At 61.6% G+C, this 20,911-nt stretch carries 18 protein-coding genes; 11 read left to right on the forward strand and 7 right to left on the reverse strand.

The window, feature by feature from the left end:
• Positions 1-120: 120 nt before the first annotated feature.
• The 4 genes from IEY47_RS13710 to IEY47_RS13725 all read left to right on the forward strand — a co-directional run bounded on the left by IEY47_RS13710 (position 121) and on the right by IEY47_RS13725 (position 4,417).
• The gene (locus IEY47_RS13710; RefSeq protein WP_188983820.1) at positions 121-1,563 is read left to right on the forward strand and encodes a cytochrome ubiquinol oxidase subunit I; all 1,443 of its coding nucleotides are present in this window, start codon (positions 121-123) and stop codon (positions 1,561-1,563) included.
• On the forward strand, positions 1,553-2,557 hold the full coding sequence (gene cydB / locus IEY47_RS13715) for a cytochrome d ubiquinol oxidase subunit II (protein WP_188983821.1): 1,005 nt from the start codon (positions 1,553-1,555) through the stop codon (positions 2,555-2,557). The genes IEY47_RS13710 and cydB overlap by 11 nt, the downstream gene beginning before the upstream one ends.
• Complete coding sequence (locus IEY47_RS13720) at positions 2,557-2,667, forward strand: DUF2474 family protein (RefSeq protein WP_188983822.1); 111 nt, start codon at positions 2,557-2,559, stop codon at positions 2,665-2,667. The genes cydB and IEY47_RS13720 overlap by 1 nt, the downstream gene beginning before the upstream one ends.
• Before the next feature lie 529 nt (positions 2,668-3,196).
• Positions 3,197-4,417 (forward strand): MFS transporter, encoded by a 1,221-nt coding sequence (locus tag IEY47_RS13725; protein ID WP_373293593.1) that lies wholly within the window; start codon positions 3,197-3,199, stop codon positions 4,415-4,417.
• 71 nt (positions 4,418-4,488) lie between these two features.
• On the opposite strand, the gene IEY47_RS13730 is transcribed toward IEY47_RS13725, so the two are convergent.
• From IEY47_RS13730 to IEY47_RS13740, 3 genes are read right to left on the reverse strand one after another with little or no spacing between them, the layout of a single operon-like run.
• The gene (locus IEY47_RS13730; RefSeq protein ID WP_188983824.1) at positions 4,489-6,693 is read right to left on the reverse strand and encodes a xanthine dehydrogenase family protein molybdopterin-binding subunit; all 2,205 of its coding nucleotides are present in this window, start codon (positions 6,691-6,693) and stop codon (positions 4,489-4,491) included.
• On the reverse strand, positions 6,690-7,676 hold the full coding sequence (locus tag IEY47_RS13735) for an FAD binding domain-containing protein (protein WP_188983825.1): 987 nt from the start codon (positions 7,674-7,676) through the stop codon (positions 6,690-6,692). Before IEY47_RS13735 ends, IEY47_RS13730 begins: the two co-directional genes overlap by 4 nt.
• A complete protein-coding gene (locus IEY47_RS13740; protein WP_188983826.1) occupies positions 7,673-8,194 on the reverse strand; it encodes a (2Fe-2S)-binding protein in 522 nt (173 codons plus the stop codon). The genes IEY47_RS13735 and IEY47_RS13740 overlap by 4 nt, the downstream gene beginning before the upstream one ends.
• 257 nt (positions 8,195-8,451) lie before the next feature.
• On the opposite strand from IEY47_RS13740, the gene IEY47_RS13745 reads away from it, so the two are divergent.
• A complete protein-coding gene (locus IEY47_RS13745) occupies positions 8,452-9,741 on the forward strand; it encodes an NCS2 family permease (RefSeq protein WP_188983827.1) in 1,290 nt (429 codons plus the stop codon).
• A gap of 290 nt (positions 9,742-10,031) precedes the next feature.
• Complete coding sequence (gene trmA / locus IEY47_RS13750) at positions 10,032-11,120, forward strand: tRNA (uridine(54)-C5)-methyltransferase TrmA (protein WP_188983828.1); 1,089 nt, start codon at positions 10,032-10,034, stop codon at positions 11,118-11,120.
• Positions 11,121-11,307: 187 nt separating this feature from the next.
• Here trmA and IEY47_RS13755 read toward each other — a convergent pair whose 3' ends face one another.
• On the reverse strand, positions 11,308-11,934 hold the full coding sequence (locus IEY47_RS13755) for a Yip1 family protein (RefSeq protein WP_188983829.1): 627 nt from the start codon (positions 11,932-11,934) through the stop codon (positions 11,308-11,310).
• A 233-nt stretch (positions 11,935-12,167) separates the two neighbouring features.
• Between IEY47_RS13755 and ypfJ the strand changes: the two genes are divergently transcribed.
• Positions 12,168-13,031: a KPN_02809 family neutral zinc metallopeptidase gene (ypfJ, locus tag IEY47_RS13760; RefSeq protein WP_188983830.1), complete on the forward strand. Its 864-nt coding sequence runs from the start codon at positions 12,168-12,170 to the stop codon at positions 13,029-13,031.
• A gap of 157 nt (positions 13,032-13,188) precedes the next feature.
• Here the strand turns inward: ypfJ and IEY47_RS13765 are convergent, their stop codons facing one another.
• From IEY47_RS13765 to IEY47_RS13775, 3 genes are all read right to left on the reverse strand, one after another.
• The gene (locus IEY47_RS13765) at positions 13,189-13,785 is read right to left on the reverse strand and encodes an HAD family hydrolase (RefSeq protein ID WP_188983831.1); all 597 of its coding nucleotides are present in this window, start codon (positions 13,783-13,785) and stop codon (positions 13,189-13,191) included.
• Positions 13,782-14,651, reverse strand: a complete 870-nt coding sequence (gene tesB, locus IEY47_RS13770) for an acyl-CoA thioesterase II (RefSeq protein ID WP_188983832.1) — start codon at positions 14,649-14,651, stop codon at positions 13,782-13,784. Before tesB ends, IEY47_RS13765 begins: the two co-directional genes overlap by 4 nt.
• A 110-nt stretch (positions 14,652-14,761) precedes the next feature.
• The gene (locus IEY47_RS13775; protein WP_373293594.1) at positions 14,762-15,325 is read right to left on the reverse strand and encodes a GNAT family N-acetyltransferase; all 564 of its coding nucleotides are present in this window, start codon (positions 15,323-15,325) and stop codon (positions 14,762-14,764) included.
• A gap of 154 nt (positions 15,326-15,479) precedes the next feature.
• Here IEY47_RS13775 and dgt point away from each other — a divergent pair, with 154 nt between their 5' ends.
• The 4 genes from dgt to IEY47_RS13795 all read left to right on the forward strand — a co-directional run bounded on the left by dgt (position 15,480) and on the right by IEY47_RS13795 (position 20,843).
• Complete coding sequence (gene dgt / locus IEY47_RS13780) at positions 15,480-16,967, forward strand: dGTPase (RefSeq protein ID WP_188983834.1); 1,488 nt, start codon at positions 15,480-15,482, stop codon at positions 16,965-16,967.
• Between the two features lie 310 nt (positions 16,968-17,277).
• On the forward strand, positions 17,278-18,171 hold the full coding sequence (locus tag IEY47_RS13785) for an EamA family transporter (RefSeq protein WP_188983835.1): 894 nt from the start codon (positions 17,278-17,280) through the stop codon (positions 18,169-18,171).
• Between the two features lie 103 nt (positions 18,172-18,274).
• Entirely contained in the window at positions 18,275-19,519 is a 1,245-nt protein-coding gene (locus IEY47_RS13790; RefSeq protein ID WP_188983836.1) for a zinc-dependent alcohol dehydrogenase, read from the forward strand.
• A gap of 85 nt (positions 19,520-19,604) precedes the next feature.
• Positions 19,605-20,843, forward strand: coding sequence for a TIGR03862 family flavoprotein (locus tag IEY47_RS13795; RefSeq protein ID WP_188983837.1), 1,239 nt, complete (start codon positions 19,605-19,607; stop codon positions 20,841-20,843).
• The last annotated feature ends 68 nt before the right edge of the window (positions 20,844-20,911 follow it).

Raw genomic sequence — 20,911 nt, forward strand, 5'->3', positions numbered from 1 at the left:
CGCACATAACGGCCCAATTCTCGAGCTGCGACATGTTGCCTAATGCGACAGTGCGCCCACTGGGCATGCTCGAAAGAGAGGCGCAGCATTGATGCAGATCAACATCACGAGGATGGATCAATGTTCGGCCTCGATGCCTTGGAGCTGGCCCGCGCTCAGTTCGCCTTCACGGTTTCCTTTCATATCGTCTTCCCCGCCATCAGCATCGGGCTTGCCAGCTACCTGGCCGTGCTCGAAGGGCTTTGGCTAAAAACGGGACGTGATGTTTACCTCAACCTCTACCGCTTCTGGCTGCAGATCTTCGCCGTAGCCTTCGGCATGGGCGTCGTGTCCGGCGTGGTGATGAGTTACCAGTTCGGCACGAACTGGGCAGGCCTATCGAATGCAGCCGGCAGCATCATGGGGCCGCTGCTAACCTACGAAGTGCTGACCGCGTTTTTTCTCGAAGCGGGTTTTCTCGGCATCATGCTATTCGGCATGAACAAGGTGGGCAAAGGGCTGCACTTCTTCGCTACCCTGATGGTGGCCATCGGCACGCTCATATCCACCTTCTGGATCCTTTCCTCCAACAGTTGGATGCACACCCCGCAGGGCTACGAGCTGGTGGATGGCGTGTTCTACCCCGCCGATTGGTGGGCCATCGTCTTCAACCCGTCCTTCCCCTATCGCCTGGCGCACATGGCGATGGCCGCCTTCGTCAGCGTCGCCTTCATCGTCGGCGCCACCGGTGCCTGGCACCTGCTCAAGGGGCGCCGCAGCGCGGAAGTCAAAACGATGTTTTCCATGGCAATGTGGATGGCGCTGCTGGCGGCACCGACCCAAGCCGTCATCGGCGACGCGCACGGGCTGAACACGATGGAGCACCAGCCCGCGAAGATCGCGGCCATGGAAGGGCACTGGGACACGGAACGCGGCGTGGATCTCTTGCTGTTCGGCATCCCCGACATGCAGGCCGAAACGACGCACTACGCCATTGGCATCCCCCGGCTCGCCAGCCTGATTCTCACCCACGACCTCGATGGCGAAATCAAAGGCCTCAAGGAATGGGCCCCGGAAGATCGTCCGAATTCCACGATCGTGTTCTGGAGTTTCCGGCTGATGGTCGGCCTTGGTCTGCTCATGGTGCTGACAGGCTTGATCAGCGCCTGGCTACGCCTACGGGGACAGCTATACGACGCCCGCCTGTTCCATCGAATGGCGTTGATCATGGGGCCGTCCGGGTTGATCGCCGTGCTCGCCGGCTGGGTCACGACGGAAGTCGGACGCCAGCCCTGGGTAGTCTATGGCCTGCTCCGCACGGCCGATGCCGACTCGGGGCACAGCGCAACCCAGGTCGGCACCACCTTCGCGCTGTTCGTTATCGTGTACTTCCTGGTCTTCGGCGTCGGCATCACGTACCTGCTGCGCATGATGCGCAAAGGACCGAAGCTCAAAGCGGTGGAACATCAGACGGATATAGAAGGTGGGCCAGGCCGCGCGCGTACGCCGTCGCGCCCCCTGTCCGGCGCCAGTGAGTCGGATGACCGAGCTGACAGCGACGAGGGAGACCGCCATGAACATTGATATCCCGCTGATCTGGGCCGGCGTGATCGCGTTCGGTATCTTCATGTATGTGGTCATGGACGGGTTCGATCTAGGCATCGGCATCCTTTTCCCGTTCTTCAAGGAACGGGACAAACGTGACCTGATGATGAACAGTGTCGCGCCCATCTGGGACGGCAACGAAACCTGGCTGGTACTCGGCGGCGCCGGATTGTTCGCCGCCTTTCCCCTCGCCTATGGGGTCGTGCTGTCGGCGCTGTATCTGCCGTTGATCCTGATGTTGCTGGCGCTGATATTCCGGGGCGTGGCGTTTGAGTTCCGCTTCAAATCCAAGCGTTCGAGGCCGGTCTGGGACCTCTCGTTCATCTTCGGCTCGCTGGTCGCCACGTTTTTCCAGGGCGTCGTGTTGGGCGCCTACATCAATGGCTTTCCTGTCGAGAACCGTGCCTTCGCGGGTGGGCCGTTCGACTGGCTTGCACCGTTTCCCTTGTTCTGCGGCGTCGCGCTGGTCGTGGGTTACGCGATGTTGGGCTGCGGCTGGCTGATCATGAAGACCGAGGGTGAGTTGCAGGACAAAATGTTCAAGCTCATGCCACCGCTAACGATCGCGCTGGGTGCCTGCATCGCCATCGTCAGTCTATGGACGCCGCTCGCCCACGAGGCCATTGCGTCGCGCTGGTTCGATCTGCCCAACCTGCTGTACTTCTCGCCGGTCCCCATTCTGGTGCTCGCCAGTCTGGCCGCCCTGCTGCGCTCGGTCCGCCTGAAAAAGGACAACCAGCCGTTCCTGCTCACCCTGGCGCTCATCTTCCTGGCCTATACCGGACTGGCCATCAGCCTCTGGCCAAACATTATCCCACCCGCCATCAGCTTCACCGCCGCCTCAGCGCCCGAATCGAGCCAGAAATTCGCATTGGTCGGCGTCGTCGTCATGGTGCCGATCATCTTGATGTACACGGTGTACGGATACTTCGTGTTCCGCGGCAAGATGAAACTGGGCGAGGGCTACCACTGATGCAACGTCCTCTCTGGAAACGCCTTGCGTGGTTCGTCGGCCTCTGGCTGGGCGGGGTGCTCGCGGTGTCAGTGTTGGCGTATGGCATTCGGTTGATGATGGGGTTGTGAGGTTGGGCGTAGGTGATGAGCAGGCCAGTGTTACGACGCAGCACCTGTAGGAGCCAGCCGGACTGCGATCAGCTTGCTGGCGATCAGGTAGTCCTGGCGACGGCGAAATTAAGCAGTTGCCGCTGATACTGATCGCCCACAAGTGGGCTCCTACAAAGAAGCACGTGATGCGCAAACCTGTGTTACGACGCGATACCTGTAGGTGCCCACCGGACTGCAGTCAGCTTGTGGGCGATCAATATCAGCAGCAACCACGCAATCTCAGCGTCGCCGCAACTATCGGATCGCCAGCAAGCTGGCTCCTACAGGAATCGCGTCGGAGCTCAAGTCCGCGCATCACCCGCTTTTCGTAGGAGCCAGCCGGGCTGCGATCAGCTTACTGGCGATCCAGTCGACCAGTCGCCACCCACCTGCACACCGTACCCGCTCCTTACCTAATCCACCCAACGCCCCACACCCAATCTCACCCAGCAATAATCTGTCACAAACGGCTAAGATGCCCGGCTCCGTCGCGCAACTCCGGTGCCTTATGTCAGCCGAAACGTCCCTCCTCCGCCATCGCCCCTTCATGGCTTTCTGGTTCGCGCGGGTGTTTACCGCGAGCGGCTTCCAGATGCTGACCGTTGCCATCGGCTGGCACATGTACTCGCTCACCGGCAGCGTGCTGGACCTCGGTCTGGTGGGCTTGGTCGAATTCATGCCGAAGATCCTGTTCATTCTGTTCACCGGCCACGTCGCGGATCGCTTCGACCGGCGTCGCGTGGCCGCAATCTGCCAAGCCGCTCAGGGATTGGTGGCCTTGGCCCTGCTGCTCGGCAGTTCGACCGGCACGGTCACCCGCGAGATGATCTTCGTCATTGCGTTCCTGCTGGGCAGCGCGCGTGCATTCGAGATGCCAACGACCCAAGCGCTGCTGCCGAATATCGTGCCGGCGGGGCTGTTTCCCAAGGCAGTAGCCGCAGCCGCATCGGCGATGCAATCCGCGACCATCGTCGCGCCGGCGATTGGTGGCCTGCTCTACGCGCTTGGCGCGGGCTGGGTTTATGGGCCGAGCGTGGTGCTCTACGCACTGGCCCTGAGCCTGATGCTGAGTCTTCCTTCTCGCCAGCGGCCACTGAAGCAAAAGGTCTCCATGGAATCCCTGCTTGCGGGTTTTCGCTTCATTCGCAGCCGTGCGGACATTTTCGGCGCCATCTCGATGGACATGTTCGCCGTGCTGCTGGGCGGCGCCACGGCGTTGCTTCCCGTATTCGCCAAGGACATCCTGCTTACCGGCCCTTGGGGGCTCGGGCTGTTGCGCTCCGCCCCCGCCGTCGGCGCGCTTCTGATGTCGTTCTGGCTGGCGCGCTTTCCCATCGAACGCAAGGTTGGCCCGGTCATGTTCACCGCCGTGGCGATATTTGGCGTTGCGACCATCGGTTTCGGGCTATCCACGTCGCTCTGGTTTAGCTTGGCGACGTTGGTCGTGCTGGGCGCTGCCGACATGATCAGCATGGTCATCCGCGGCGCCTTCGTGCAATTGCAAACACCGGACGAAATGCGCGGACGGGTGGGCGCCGTCAATGGCCTGTTCATCGGCGCGTCGAATCAACTAGGGGAATTTAGGGCCGGCGTCACGGCGGCGTGGATCGGCACGGTGCCGGCGGTGGTCGCAGGTGGTGTCGGCGCCATCGTGATTACTGGGCTGTGGGTGAAGCTGTTCCCGACGCTCGCGCATCGGGATCGGATGCATGAAGCGCCGGTGCCGTGAGAGGCAGAGCTATTCCGCCAGATCAGTAGTATCGCGGCTAAAGCGGATGCACCGAAGGTTAAGACGGCCGACTACAACACCTTATCCAACGTGATCGGCAACTCCCTCACCCGCTTACCCGTAGCGTGGTACACCGCATTGCCGATGGCCGCCGCGACGCCGACGATGCCGATCTCCCCGACGCCTTTCGAGCCCAGGGCATTGACGATCTCATCGTGTTCCTCGACGAAAATCACATCGAGCTCTGGCGAATCCGCGTGGACGGGGATGTGGTACTCCGCCAGGTTGTGGTTCATGTATCGCCCGAGCTTGTGGTCGATCAACGTCTCTTCCTGCAGCGCCTGCCCAATCCCCCAGATCACGCCGCCCTGAATCTGGCTGCCCGCCGTCTTGGGGTTGACCACACGGCCTGCGGCTACCGCGCTGACGATACGCACGACGCGGAGGGTACCCAAGGCCTCGTCCACCCGTACTTCGGCGAAAACCGCCGAATGGGTCGCGGTAGCGTACTTCTCGCGCGCCTCCCCGGGCTTGCCGTCCACTTCGGCTTCGATGGGGCCACAGGTTGCCACGATGTCTTCCAGCGCCATCCCGTGCTCAGGCGAATCGCCCAGTTGCAGACGTCCGTCCACGAACCGCAGGTCATCGACCGCGCCCTGCGCTAAGGGTGAGTCCGCCAGCTGCCGCGCCGCTTCCCAGATTTTTTCCTTAAGCGCATCGCACGCTTTCTGAACCGCGCTGCCCACCGACGACACCGTGAACGAGCCGCCTTGCAAAGGCGCTTTTGGAAACGATGAATCCCCGAGACGAAACTCGACGCGCTCGACCGGCAGGCCAAACGCTGCGGCGGCGATCTGCGTCATTACGGTATAGGTGCCAGTACCGATATCGGTGGTGGCGCTGCTGACACGCAGAGTTCCGTCGCTGCATAGCGCCGCCTTGGCGCTGGCGGGCATCTGCATCGCTTCCCAGACACCGGTCGCCATGCCCATGCCGATCAACTCGTGCCCTTCTCGCATGCTTCGAGGCTCGGCTGATCGCTTATTCCAATCAAAGCGCGCGGCACCTTGGGCGTAACACGCCCGCAATTCTTTGCTCGAATAGGGCTTGCCTTCGTTTGCATTGAAATCGGTGTAGTTCGCCAAACGGAATTCGACCGGATCCATGCCCACCGCGCAGGCAAGCTCGTCCATGGCGGACTCCAGTGCATAGACGCCCTCGGTGGCACCGGGCGCGCGCATGTCCAGCGGCGTATAGACGTCGAGCGGCACCAGGCTGTACTTCAGTGCCACGTTGTCGCAGTGATAGAGCATCCCTGACCATTCGGCGACGTGTTCGGTGAAGTCCTCGAACCGTGATGTTTGCCCGATCACGCTGTGCTCGATCGCTTGCAACTTACCGTCCGCCGAGGCGCCCATGCGTAACCGCTGGGACATGCGTGGTCGATAACCGAAGGTGAACATCTGCTGACGCGTCAGGGTTACGCGCACTGGCGCTTTCAACGTCAGCGACGCCATTACGGCGAGCACCAGTTGATATTGCGGGCGCAGCCCTGAGCCAAAAGCACCGCCGACGAAGGGCGCACGCACGCGGACCTGCCCTTCCAAACCGAAGATTTGCTCGATGTAAGCCTGGCTGTTCTGCGTGCCCTGGGTCTTGTCATAGATCAACAAGCTGCCGTCCGGGAAATACATCACCGTGGACGCATGCGGCTCCATCGGGTTGTGATGCTCAACTGGCACGCGGTATTCGACGTCGATGGTCTGGTCGGATTTCGCCAATGCCGCATCGACGTTGCCACGCGCCTCGGGCAGTTCGGCTGGGGCGTCATGCGCACGGTCCAGCTGCGCGTAAAGATCGGTCTCGTGGGACTCCACGTCATATTCGACTTCGATCAGCGAGACGGCATGCCGCGCGATTTCCAGGTCTTCCGCCACGACCAGTGCAATCGGCTGGCCGCTGTAGAGCACCCGGTCATTGTAGAGCGGCCGAAAAGGCGCACCATCAGCGGCGTCCATATCTTCGTAGGCATCGTTCTCGCCGGCCATTTTCGGCCGGTTCAGATGCGTCAGGACGAGGCGAACGCCCGGGACGTTCTCTGCGGCTTCGGTATGAAGGGTCAGAATGCGGCCGCGCGCGATGGCGCTGGACACCGCGCTGCCATAAAGCAGACCTGGCGCGTCAAACTCACCGGCGTACTGCGCTTGGCCGGTAACCTTCTTGGGGCCGTCGACGCGGTCAAGCGGCTTGCCCACTGGGGATTGCATGGCTGTCATTGCGTGATACCTCCCGCGGCTTCACCCAGTGCCCGAATGATGGCGCCGTGGGCGAGCTCGACCTTGAACGCGTTGTGTTCCAGCGGTTGTGCGCCGCGCAGCAGCGCATCCGCCGCCTTGGCAAAGTTGGCCTGATCCGCCAACTGGCCGACCAATAGCGCTTCGGCCTCTGCGACCCGCCAGGGTTTGTGCGCAACGCCACCTAAAGCGATTCGCGCCGTTGAAATGCGGTCGCCGTCCATTTCCAGCGCGGCCGCAACCGACACCAGCGCAAACGCGTAGGACGCACGATCACGCAACTTCAAATACGCGTAGTGCGTGGTAAAACGCTCGGCGGGAAGCTCGACTGCCAGGATGAGCTCGTCTGCTTCGAGCACGTTGTCGCGCTCCGGCTGATCCCCAGGTAAGCGATGGAAATCGGCAAATGGAATGCGCCGCTCGCCGCCAGGCCCGGTGACGATCACCTCGGCTTCGAGCGCTGCCAAGGCCACGCACATATCGGAAGGGTGCGTCGCCACGCATTGGTCGCTGGCGCCCAGGATCGCGTGAATACGGTTGACGCCCTCTTTCGCAGGGCAGCCGCTGCCGGGCTCGCGTTTATTGCACGGCACCGCGCTGTCATAGAAGTAATAGCAGCGCGTGCGCTGAAGCAGATTACCGCCGGTAGTCGCCATGTTGCGCAGTTGCGGCGAAGCCCCGGCGAGAATCGCCTGAGACAGTAACGGGTAACGCGCTTCGACCTCTGGATGCCAGGCGAGGTCCGAGTTCGGCACCAGAGCACCCACCCGCAATCCGCCGGTGGCGGTCGTTTCTACATCGCGCAGCGGCAGCGCATTGATGTCAATCAAACGCTCAGGGCGGGCGACGTTCTCCTTCATCAGGTCCAGCAGGTTCGTGCCACCCGCGATGAAGCGCGCGTCCGGCCCGGCCATCTTCACGGCTTCATCCACTGCCGTCGGTTTGCTGTAGGCGAACGGAATCATGCGGTGCCCTCCCCACGGCACACAGGCAAGGCTTCCTGCACCGCATCGTGGATGTTGTTGTAGGCGCCACAGCGACACAGGTTGCCGCTCATCATTTCGCGAATTTCGGCGCTGCTGTGGGCGCGTCCTTCGTTAGCGAGCCCAACGGCAGAGCAAATCTGGCCTGGTGTGCAGTAACCGCACTGAAACGCGTCATGTTTGACGAAGGCCGCTTGCATGGGGTGCAAGGCGTCTTCGCTGGCCAGTCCTTCGATGGTGGTCAATTCGGCACCATCGTGCATCACGGCCAGGGTCAGGCAACTATTGATGCGTCGGCCATCGACAAGCACGGTGCACGCGCCGCACTGGCCGTGGTCGCAGCCTTTCTTGGTACCGGTCATCTGCAGGTTTTCACGCAGCAGATCCAGCAGTGTCGTCCAGGGGCGAACCTCGAGTTCGTGCTTCTTCCCATTAATGCTCAGGGAAATGAGGTGCACGGCATGGGAATTTCCGCCCGGGGGTGGGGTAATCGCGTTCATGGGAGCCTCACGGTTAAAGGTGTGCGCAGTCAGCTGCGTCTCCTGGATTGGGACGAGAGGCGGCTGCTGATCGTTCCGGTCAACGGGTAAACGGCAAGAAGATCAGGGAGGTGCGGCTCATCGGGTCGAAAACACGATACGGGCGGAGAAACCTCCGGCTTGCTATGCTCGCGCGCCTTTCTCGGCCCATCGTTTGCAAGCTCGGCCGCACGTACTTCCTATGACTTTGGCGATTCGCCATACGGGGACCTTCTTCCATGCTGGAAAGACTCTTCCAACTCCAGGCCCACGGCACCAACGTTCGCACTGAGATTCTCGCGGGCGTGACGACCTTTCTGACGATGGCCTACATCCTGTTCGTCAACCCCAGCATCCTTGGGGAAACCGGCATGGACAAAGGCGCGGTTTTCGTCGCGACCTGCCTCGCCGCCGCCTTCGGTTCCGCCGTCATGGGCTTGATCGCCAATTACCCGATCGCCCTGGCACCCGGAATGGGACTGAACGCGTTCTTCACCTACACCGTCGTGCTCGGCATGGGCCACACCTGGCAAGTGGCACTGGGCGCGGTGTTCCTGTCCGCGTGCCTGTTCTTCTTGTTGTCGATCTTCAAGATTCGGGAATGGATCATCAACAGCATTCCCCTCGAGCTGCGCTCGGCCATCGCAGCCGGTATCGGGCTGTTCCTGGCGCTGATCGCCCTGCAAAGCGCCGGCATCGTGGTAGCGAATCCGGCAACCACGGTAGGCCTCGGCGACCTGTCCGCGCCGCCCGCATTGCTGGCGATTCTGGGTTTCTTCCTGATCGTCGGATTGGAAGCACGTGGTGTGACTGGCGCCGTCCTGATCGGCATCCTGACGGTCACGGTCATCAGCATTCTGCTGGGCATCAGCGCGTTTGGCGGCCTGGTGTCCATGCCGCCATCCTTGGCGCCCACCTTCATGCAGCTCGACATTGCGGGTGCGCTGGATGTGGGTTTGATCAGCGTGATCTTCGCCTTTCTGTTCGTAGACCTGTTTGATAACTCCGGGACGCTTATCGCCGTCGCGAAAAAGGCAGGGCTGATGCGGGCGGATGGCTACATGCCGAAGATGGGTCGCGCGCTGATCGCCGACAGCACGGCAGCCCTAGGCGGCTCGATCCTTGGCACCTCGACGACCACGAGTTACATCGAATCCGCCTCCGGGGTGAGCGCTGGGGGCCGTACGGGGCTGACCGCGATCGTAGTGGCCGTGCTGTTTTTGGGCGCACTGTTCTTCGCACCACTGGCCGGCAGTGTTCCGGCATTCGCGACGGCGCCGGCCTTGTTGTTCGTCGCGGTACTGATGGCCTCGGGGCTCGCTGAAATCGATTGGCGCGACCTCACCACCGCGGCCCCCGTGGTGATCACCGCGCTGGCGATGCCGCTGACCTACTCCATCGCCACGGGCATCGCCTTTGGCTTCATTGCCTGGGTCGCCATCAAAGTCATCGCGGGCCGCTTCCGCGAGCTGAATGGCATGCTGGTAGCACTGGCGATCTTTTGCGTGGTCAAGCTCAGCCTGTTTTAACCACAATACGTCCCAGCCCGGATGCAACGCGTCCGGGAGACACCGCACGCGGGTTCCACCCGCCCTACGGCTCCTGCGGACCGGCGCAATCCGAATGCTGCCGTACACCGATCGCCGCCACTGCACGGCTTTTTGTAGACCGGGTGCCAACCCGGGTACCTCGATACTTTCGACCGGCACGCAAAGAATGAGAGCGCTGACCGCTCGACGCAACGACCCTGGCGACCGCGCATCCCGTGCGCCAAGTCCGTACAATGCGCGCCGTCGTCCGTATCGTCCCCGAGTGATCCATGAGCGCCACCGTTTTCGACCCCGCCCAATACGATCAGCAGCTAGCCGAAAAAGTCGTTCGCCTGCGTGAACTGCTGGCGCCATTCGCCGCACCCGAGCCGGAGGTATTCGATTCGCCGCGCGAGCATTACCGCCTGCGGGCCGAGTTTCGCTTATGGCGCGAAAACGAAGAACGCTTCTACGCTATGTTCGCGCCGGGGGACAAACATACGCCGATCTTGATCGAAGACTTTCCCATCGCCAGCCGGCGCATCAACGAATTGATGCCGCGCCTGAAAGCGGGATGGCAGAGCAGCCAGACGCTGTCGTTCAAATTGTTCCAGGTGGAATTCCTGACCACGCTTTCTGGTGATGCTCTGATCACGCTCGCCTATCACCGCCCGCTTGACGAGGCGTGGCAGAGGGAAGCCGAACGTTTGTCGGCAGACCTGGGCGTTAGCATCGTGGGTCGCTCCCGCGGCAAACGCATCGTCATTGGGCGCGATCATGTGGACGAAGAAATGACGGTCGCGGGCCGTACCTTCCGTTATCGCCAACCCGAAGGCGCGTTCACTCAACCCAACGGCGAGGTGTGCGCAAAGATGCTCAACTGGGCGTACGAGGTTATGGGCGAGCGTACCGATGATCTGCTCGAACTCTACTGTGGCAATGGCAATTTCACCCTGCCCTTGGCCACTCGTGCACGCCAGGTATTAGCAACGGAAATCAGCAAAACGTCGGTCAACGCCGCCTTGCATAACCTGGCGGATAACGGGATCGACAACGTGTCGCTGGTCCGGCTTTCTGCCGAGGAACTCACCCAAGCACTGAACGACGTGCGACCTTTCCGCCGTCTCGCGGGTATCGACTTGAAGGGCTATGACTTCGGTACGGTTTTCGTTGACCCACCCCGTGCGGGCATGGACCCAGACACCTGTGAGCTGACCCGGCGTTTCGAGCGGATTCTTTACATCTCGTGCAATCCGGAAACGTTGGCGGCCAACATCGCGCAGTTGAGCGATACCCACCGTGTCGAGCGCTGTGCGCTGTTCGATCAGTTCCCGTATACGCATCACATGGAGGCGGGAGTGATGTTGGTTAGGCGGTGACGTACCTGCCGTCGGTGATGCGGTCGTTTTGACGATCGCTGATCGCCCACAAGTGGGCTCCTACAATGCGCTGCGAACCGCGTAGGAGCCCACCGGGCTGCGGTCAGCTTGTGGGCGATCAGGGTCGGCGAAAAACCAAAAAAGCCCGGATGCTTTCTCAAGCACCCGGGCTTTCCGCATTCAGCGATCAACGCCCCGGGAACAGCGACCAGCTCACCCCGAAGTCGAAGCCCAGGCCCCACAGGGCAACGGTTGCCGCAAGCAATAGCTCCAACACCAGTACACCAATTGCCAGCGTACCGCCGGTGATGGTGAAGCCTTCCTTGAAGCCTTCGGCCAGGCTTACACCCAACAGCGTCGGATACCCGGTATAGAGCAGGTAGCCCGTATAAGCCACGGCGATTACGCCGACGATCGCCCACAGGATCAGCGATGGATACAGCAGCGCCAACCCGCCAATGAACAGCGGCGTTGCGGTGTACCCGGCAAAGAGCACGCAGCGACGGCGGCTCGGGCGATTGTTGAAGCGTTCGGACATCCAGTGGATCACGTTACCCATGATGCCGACGGCGACCAGGATCAATACGTAGAACGTCAATGCCATCGCCAGGCCAGTCGATACCGCCACTCGGTCTGCCTCGGTATCCACTCGCCAACCGATCTGTGTGGTGCCAAGGAATGCGCTGATTGCGGGGATCAATGCCAGCAGCAGCACATGATGCGCGTACATGTGCGTGATCGTTTCACCCTCGCCGCGGATGTTCTTCCACTCCTGGGTTGGACGAGATAACAGTCCCCAAACATGATTGATCATGAGATTCCTCCTACGGCTTGGTCCGGCGCTTATCACTTGGCAGCACCGTGTTCGGTTGCCTTACGTAGTTATGAGTCGAGCGCCACGCGATAGGTTCGATGGAGAACAGCGCCGCCCGGCAAGCAACCGCCGCGCGGCGGAGCGCAACCTGTTTCAACGTGTAAGCCCTGCGCGGAACGAGCCGGTCGAACACACGTCTGATCTACCGGGCGACATCACATCAGGAGACCGCGATGCGTTGGCAACGAGCAAGGCGCAGCGACAATGTCGTGGATGCACGAGGACGAGGCGGTAGCGGCATGCGTGTTGGCGGCGGGCTCGGGCTCGGCGGCATCGCTATCGTGGTCATTCTCAGCCTGGTGATGGGCGAAGACCCCCTGCGGGTACTTAGCCAGATTCAGGGTACCGCCAGCGAAGCACCCGCTCCCCGAACGAGCGGGTCTGGCGAGGCCGATCCTGAATTGCAATTCGTTCAGTCCATCCTGGGCGACACCGAGGACACCTGGGACGCACTGTTCGCCACCGAAGGCGCCCAATACCAGCGCCCAAAATTAGTCGTGTTCAACGGTGCGACACAGTCCGCATGCGGCTTTGCCTCCTCCGCCGTGGGACCCTTTTATTGCCCCGGTGACGGCCAGGTTTACCTAGATCTGAGTTTCTTCCAGGAACTGGAGCAGCGCTTCCAGGCAGCCGGCGACTTTGCCCAGGCGTACGTCATTGCCCATGAAGTCGGTCACCACGTGCAGAACCTACTGGGTTTGCCCCGGCAGATCCAAGCCGCCCGCCAACGCGGGACGCCGATGGAAGGCGCTACGGGGCTTTCCGTGCGCCAGGAGCTACAGGCGGATTGTTATGCAGGCGTATGGGCGTTCAATGCGCAGCAGCGCCTGGACTGGATGGAGCCTGGTGATCTGGAGGAAGCGTTGAACGCAGCCACTGCGATTGGCGATGACCGTCTGCAGCAGCGCGGCCAGGGTCGCGTCGTGCCTGATTCGTTCACCCATGGGTCCTCCGAGCAGCGCGTTCGGTGGTTCAAGCGCGGATATGAGGCGGGCTCTCCCGCCGAGTGCGACACGTTCCGGGCGAAGCAGCTTTAGGGGTGGTTAGTTTTATAGAGTCGCGTTCCAGATGAGTCGGCGGCTAAAGCCGCCCCTACAGTAACCGCGCCGTACGTGCGGCCTAGCGATCTCACGAGCAAACGCACGTGTGGAATATCGACCACGCGTAACGGCCTCATCGCGTCGCTCTACTCACCTATCCCCGCGCCACCCATGCCTGAATTTCCCGGCAATCCTGCGCGATCGCATCGCCGAATTCGGGCCATGGGTTGTGGGGCAAATTGACGAGGATGCTTCGCGCGCCAGCCGCATGCGCGCATGCCAAATCGTTCAGGTGATCCCCGATCATGACCATGTTTTGCGTCTCGACGCCCCATCGCTCAGCGAGGTGAAGCAAACCGCCAGGGTGCGGTTTGGGCGGCGCGTCGGCGCGCCCCAGGACATCCTCGACCGAGAAGCAGTCTGCCAGTCCGATAGCCTCCAGCGTAATCAGGGCAAGCTCGTGAGCGTTGCGGGTAAGAATGCCAATCTGGTCGCCACGCTCACATAGATACCGCACCAGTTCCACCGCCCCTGTCGCCGCTGTAGACGCCTCCGCTAGTGCGCGCTCGTGCTCCAGCAACCAGGCGTGCTTGGCCGCTTGCTCGGTTTCGGGCAACGCCGCCAGATGGTGCAGGATGTCATCTTCTGCCGGGATGTCGAGGTGCCGCTTGATGGCGGCGAAGTCATGCACGGCGACCGTCAGCGTGCCATCCATGTCGAACACCCAGTGACGAATGTCAGCGCACTTCATTGCACATCTCCGCGCTGTCGGATGAGCCCTTCCTGGGCGACCGACGCAATCAGGCGGCCCTTAAGATCGTACACGCTGCCCCGACAAAAGCCGCGTGCGCCGCCTGCCCACGGGCTGTCCATCGCATACAGCAGCCAATCGTTCAGGTTCGGCTCCTGATGAAACCAGATCGCATGGTCGAGGCTCGCCACTTGCATCGACTTCTGCCAGAACGACACGCCATGGGGCAGCATCGACGTCGGCAACAGATTGAAGTCCGAGGCGTAGGCCAGCAGGTAACGATGCAATGCCGCGTTGTCCGGCAGAGTGCCGTTGGCGCGAAACCACACGTGCTTCACCGGCTCGGCGGCCTGCGGCGCGAAGGGGTCCTGGAAATGCACGGGACGCATTTCGATCGGCCGATCACCCAATACGCGCTCGCGGATCGCCGGCGGAATGCGTTCAGCGATCCGCTGCGCCAGTTCCGCTTCGGACACCAATCCGTCGGGGCCTGGCACCTCGGGCATCGAGGTCTGGTGCTCGAGACCGGCTTCGACGATCTGGAACGACGCACTGAGGAAAAAGATCGGTTTGCCCTTTTGAATCGCCGTCACCCGGCGGGTACAGAAGCTGCCGCCATCCCGAACGCGATCGACCTGATAGAGCACCGGCATCGCGGCGTCGCCCGGACGCAGAAAATAACCGTGTAGCGAATGAACAGGGCGGCTAGCGTCGACCGTCTGCGTGGCAGCCGAGAGTGCCTGACCGACTACCTGCCCGCCGAACAGCTGGCGGAAGCCAATATCCTGGCTTGCCCCCCGGAACAGGTTTTCTTCGATGGGCTCCAGGGTCAACAGGGCGACAAGGTCATCCAATACACGGCTCATGGGGTTTCCTTAGGCAGGCAATCGATTAATGGGGGCATATTAGGGTCTGTTGCCGTTTCATCGCGAGCCGCGTTGCCACGCAACCCGTTCATGGACGATCCAAAAGCGCATTAGCCACGTGCCTGCCACGCAGCACGACTCAAGCGATACAACAGGTGATGCCGTAGGCGGTGCTCCGGCGGCAAGTGGGGATGCTGAAAGTCATCCCGTGCATCGTAGGTCATGCCCAGACGCTCCATGAGACCCAGCGATGCCAGATTCGCGGGCACCGTGAACGCGACGATTTCCTCCAGCCCGGCGCGATCAAAGGCGAAATCGAGAACGGCCTCGGCGGCTTCATGGGCATACCCTTCTTGCCAATGCTCCGCAGCGAGTCGCCAGCCGATGGCGACGGCAGGCGCGAACGGTGCCGCGAAATCACAGTGCTGAATGCCGACGTAACCCACGAACGGGTCACCGCCCTTTACTTCGACTGCCCACCAGCCGTAACCGTGTTCAGTGAAATGCGCTTGGATAGCGTCCGCCAGCGCATCGCTTTCCACAGGTGTCATCGGCCCGGGGAAAAAGCTCATCACTTTCGGGTCACCGCTTTGCTCGGCGAAGGGTATTCGGTCGGCGTCACGCCAGGGACGCAGTAGTAAACGCGGTGTATCCAGGGTCGGCAAACGGTCCATAGGCACTCCTCGGGGCTCCTCCATCCGACCGTACACCGACGACGAGGTGCGACACGGCGCCAAAGCGGCTCGCCGTCCCCCTTCGACGACCCGAATCCTCATCGGCATCATGCAGGTGGTACCCTCGCCTCATCTTTTCAGCGTGCGCCCGATCATGTCCGTCGACTTCACCTCCAAACTTTCTCGACAACGCCCCCATAGCCGCCTCGAACATCGCTTGACGGCGTCCGACTGTTCACCCAACGAACTAATGCAGGCGTTCGAAAGTGACCGTGGTCGCATCGTTAATTCCGCTGCCGTTCGCCGCCTCCAACAAAAGACTCAGGTGTTCCCGCTCGAGCGAAATGCCGCCGTACGTAGCCGCTTGACGCACTCACTGGAGGTTCAGCAGGTCGGTCGATTCATCGTCCGGACGCTGTTCCAGAAACTGGGTGATCAGGCGCCTGGATATGGCCTCGCAGGCCTGGAGCGCGCCGTCGAAAGCCTGGTGGAAATGGCCTGTCTGATGCACGACGTGGGCAACCCTCCATTCGGGCACTTTGGCGAGTTCGCTATCAGCGAGTGGTTCGAACGGCATCTCGATGAGCATTTCGACACGGCGTTGGCGGACACCGATCATGATGCTGCCTTGCGCCACCGCATGCTCGCCGATCTGAAGCAATTCGAGGGCAACGCGCAAACGATACGCCTGGTGGTCAGTCTGTTGCGGCTGAACCTGACCTACACGCAGACCGCGTGCCTGTTGAAGTACGTGCGCGCCGCCTACCGGCCACGTCCAGCGGCCGGCACTGCCGGTGCTTATCTTGCCAAGAAGCCGGGTTTCTATCTGTCGGAAGAGCCTTTTGTGGAGGCGCTTTGCCTGACACAAGGCATGGCGCCCGGCAGTCGACACCCACTGGCCTACGTCATGGAGGCGGCAGACGATATTTCCTACTGTCTGGCGGATATCGAGGATTCGGTGGAAAAAGGCATTCTCGATATCGAAACGCTCGCCGAACTCCTGGTGAAGACGTTCGCTCTGCATCGGCCGGACGATCCTGCGGTGGATGACAAGGGACGTCGCTTCGGTGCTCTGATCGCCTATGCGCGTGAGCGCTCGCAGAACGAATCGATCAACAAGGTAAGCGAGTTCTTCATCTGGCTACGCGTCAACATGATTCATCCGCTGGTGGAGCATGCAGCCGACCAGTTCATCGCGCACATCGACGCCATTCATGCCGGCACCTTCGACCGCGCCTTGATGGAGGACGACAGTCCGGCGCATGCCGTGGTGCAGACGTTCAAGGATGTCGCCCGCGAGCGGGTGTTTTGCCATCGTGAGGTAGAGACGCTGCACCTACAGGGCTATCGCATCCTGCAAGGTCTGTTGGATTTCTACGCGCCGCTGCTGCGCGTCGATCCGGCCACGTTCGACGCTCTCACGACCGGCCGATACGCGCGGAACCCGCATTTGCAGATGCTCGCCCGACGCCTGCCCAGCCAGTTGGTGAAGGCTTATCACGAAGCCATCAAAGCCCGCGATGGCTTGCCGGATCAGGCGCTGTGGGAGTTCTATCATCGGTGCCGGTTGTTGCAGGACGTTATCAGCGGTATGACCGACCAGCACGCGCAGGACGAATACCGGACGTTGGCCGCCCTTTGAAACCGTACCTGCCCTACCCGTAGGGCGGGTGCAACCCGCGGCTTTTGGGACGGTCAACCCCATCGAACCGCGCGGCCCTGAGCGGCCATGTCTGGTTTCACCTGACCTACGTAGTGCGGGTGCAACCCGCGGCTTTTTGCGATGCTCATCCCGTCAAACCTCAAGAACCCTGCACGTCCACGTCGGGTTCCACCCGACCTACGAGGGCGGTCATCCGACTGTACGGGTGCATTAACCGGGGACTGTGCCGCTCGTCATATCTGGTAACAGGTGACAATCCCCCCTTTCCATCCGTTCGAGAGTGACTGCGATGTCTCCCCGTGATTTGCTGCTGGCGCTATCCATCATCGTGGCCTGGGGGGTCAACTTCGTCGTCATCAAGGTAGGGCTCGACGGCCTGCCACCGATGCTACTTGGCGCGCTCCGCTTCCTGCTGGTTGCGCTTCCCGCATGCCTGTTCATCAAGCGCCCTGCGCTTCCGGTTTTCTGGCTTGTCGCCTATGGCTTGACCATTTCGCTCGGCCAATTCGCCTTCCTGTTCGAAGCCATGGCGCAAGGCATGCCGCCCGGCCTCGCCTCCCTGGTACTGCAGGCGCAGGCCTTCTTCACCATGATCTTCGCCGCTTTATTCATCGGTGAACGGTTGCGCGCCAGCAACCTGCTCGGCTTGCTGGTTGCCGCAGGTGGCCTGACATTGATCGGCCTCGAAGGCAATCATGTCACGCCGGTGCACGCGGTGATCCTAACCCTGTGCGGTGCAGCGATGTGGGCGCTGGGCAACATCATCACCCGGCGTTTCGGCAACGTAAACCTACTGGGTCTGGTGGTGTGGGGCAGCCTGATTCCGCCACTGCCGTTCCTCGCGCTGTCACTCTGGTTGGAAGGTCCCGAACGTATCGCGACGGCCCTGCACAACATCGGGTTCAGCTCGATCTTTGCCATTTTCTATCTGGCATTCGTCGCCACGCTCTACGGCTATAGCCAGTGGAGCGTGCTGCTTTCACGTTATCCCGCGGGCAAAGTCGCGCCCCTGTCTTTACTGGTTCCCATCGTCGGTCTCGCCTCTGCCGCGTTGATGCTGGGCGAGGAACTCAGCGACTGGCAATGGGTAGGTGGCGCCCTGGTCATGGCGGGCCTGCTGATCAATGTGTTCGGTGGCCGGATGATGCAACGCTTGCGTCCTGCGGCGGCGGGCAACCCCTAAGGAGAGCTCACCGCTCATCTGCGCCGTGAAACCCTTGCGTTCTCGCTATCGCCTACTGGAAGACGCCCACCAGGGCTAATCCACCTGCGGGAGATGAGCGACCATGCAAGCGTTGACCTATCACGGGACCAAAGACGTACGCGTCGACAATGTGCCAGACCCCGTCATTCAGGAACCGGATGACATCATCCTGCGGGTGACCGCAACGGCCATCTGCGGCTCGGACCTGCACCTGTATCGAGGCAAGATTCCGCTGACCAAAAGCGGCGACATCCTTGGCCACGAATTCATGGGTATCGTCGAAGAGGCAGGCCCAGCGGTCACGAGCGTTAGAAAAGGGGATCGGGTCATCGTCCCGTTCGTGATCGCCTGCGGCGATTGCTTCTTTTGTCAGATGAATCTGCATGCGGCGTGCGAAACCAGCAATCCTGACCGTGGGGCCATCGTCAACAAAAAATCGCTTCCCTCGGGGGCCGCGCTTTTCGGCTACAGCCACTTGTACGGAGGTATGCCTGGCGGCCAAGCCGAATACGTACGCGTACCCAAGGCCAACGCAGGCCCCTTCAAGATCCCGGATACGCTGCAAGACGAACAAGTGCTGTTTCTTACCGACATCCTGCCGACGGGCTGGCAAGCGGTGCGTAATGCCGGCGTGGGCAAGGGCTCCAGCGTTGCAATCTTCGGCGCTGGACCGGTCGGCATGATGGCGGCCGCGTGCGCCCGCATGCTGGGTGCAGAGCAAATCTTCATGGTCGACCATCACCCGTTCCGACTGGAGTTCGCACAGAAGACCTACGGTGTAATTCCCATCAATTTCGACAAGGAAGACGACCCGGCAGAGGTCATCCTTGAAGCGACGCCAGGGCATCGCGGCGTGGACGCAACCATCGATGCCGTAGGTTTCGAAGCCAAAGGCAGCACCACCGAAACCCTGCTGACCGCGCTCAAGCTGGAAGGCTCCAGTGGCAAGGCATTGCGCCAGTGCATCGCTGCGGTTCGCCGTGGCGGCACGGTGAGCGTGCCTGGCGTCTACGCCGGCCCCATACATGGCTTCTTGTTCGGCGATGCGTTCGACAAGGGGCTGACGTTCAAGATGGGGCAAACCCATGTCCATGGTTTCCTGCCGGAGTTGCTGGGACACATCGAGAGCGGCGCGTTAAAGCCCGACGTCATCATCAGCCACCGGCTGCCGCTGTCGCAGGCTGCCGAGGGCTACAAGATCTTCAACGACAAGCAAGAGGATTGCCGCAAGGTTGTGTTGGTCCCCGACAGCGCGCCGAACTTCAAGTCGACGCCCGCCCAAGAGCAAATGGCTGGGGGTACGGCGGGCGTATCGCCATTGGGATGAGTCCGTATGGAAAACGGTGGGTTACGCTGCGCTAACCCACCCGACGGGCTACAATCCCCGCCCTTTTTCTGCTTGCCGGCCACCCATGATCGACCATCCCTCCTCGTCCATCGCCATCATCGGTGGCGGCCCTGCCGGATTGATGGCCGCGGAGGTACTCGCCGAAGCGGGCCTGGCAGTGGACCTTTATGACGCGATGCCTTCGGTGGGGCGCAAGTTCCTGCTGGCGGGCGTGGGTGGCATGAACATCACCCACTCTGAAGCTTATCCTGCGTTCGTTAGCCGTTACCGCGAGCGGCAGGACGCCATCGACGCCTGGCTAAAACCTTTCGACGCAGACGCCTTATGCCAATGGATCCACGGTCTGGGTATCGAGACCTTCGTGGGTACGTCCGGCCGGGTATTTCCCTCCGATATGAAGGCCGCCCCGCTGCTGCGTGCCTGGCTTCGGCGGCTACGCGAACTCGGTGTGAACATTCACACGCGTCATCGCTGGACCGGCTGGGACGAGGCCGGACACCTGTGCATAACCGGCCCGAGCGCCACGCTCACGTTGTCCCCACGCGCGACGGTGCTGGCCTTGGGCGGAGCCAGTTGGCCACGCCTCGGTTCCGATGGTGCATGGGTTACCGCGCTGGCTGAACGGGACCTGGACATCGCGCCACTATGCCCCAGCAATTGCGGCTTCGACGTCGAGCGCTGGAGTGCGCTGCTGGTTGAGAAATTCGCCGGTTCGCCGTTGAAGAATGTCGCCTTGAGCCTCGACAGCGAGCCGGCCAAGACGGGCGAATTCATCCTGACCCGCGACGGCATCGAGGGTAGCCTGGTGTATGCGTTCTCAGCGCCGATTCGCCAGGCCATCGCCCGGAGGGGAACCGCAACCCTGCACCTGGATTTACTGCCTAGCCGCAGCCGCGAGCAGATTGCCGCCGCCCTCACCAAACCCAGGGGTAGCCGCTCGATGAGCAAGCACCTCCACACGCAAGTCCGTTTGGAGGGCGTGAAGGCCGCGCTATTGCGTGAGCTCGCGCCACGGGAGGCTTTCGATGATCCGACCCTATTAGCAAGTTGGATCAAATCGCTACCGATCGTCCTGCACAGGCCAAAACCCATTGAGGAAGCGATCAGCAGCGCAGGCGGCGTTCGCCTGGAAGGACTGGATGACAATCTCATGGCGCGTGCTCAACCGGGATTGTTCTTCGCGGGCGAAATGCTCGACTGGGAAGCGCCTACTGGCGGCTATCTGCTGACCGCGTGTTTCGCGTCCGGGAGGAAGGCGGCGAAGGGCGTGCTGGAGTGGTTGAGGGTTGCGGAGGAAGGATAAGCCGGGGCATTACGTACGTTTCGTAGCAGTCTGACGGGGCTCGCCAAGTCGACCGCAGATTGTCAGAC

The organism is Pseudomonas matsuisoli, from assembly GCF_014647635.1.
GTDB lineage: Bacteria > Pseudomonadota > Gammaproteobacteria > Pseudomonadales > Pseudomonadaceae > Pseudomonas_P > Pseudomonas_P matsuisoli.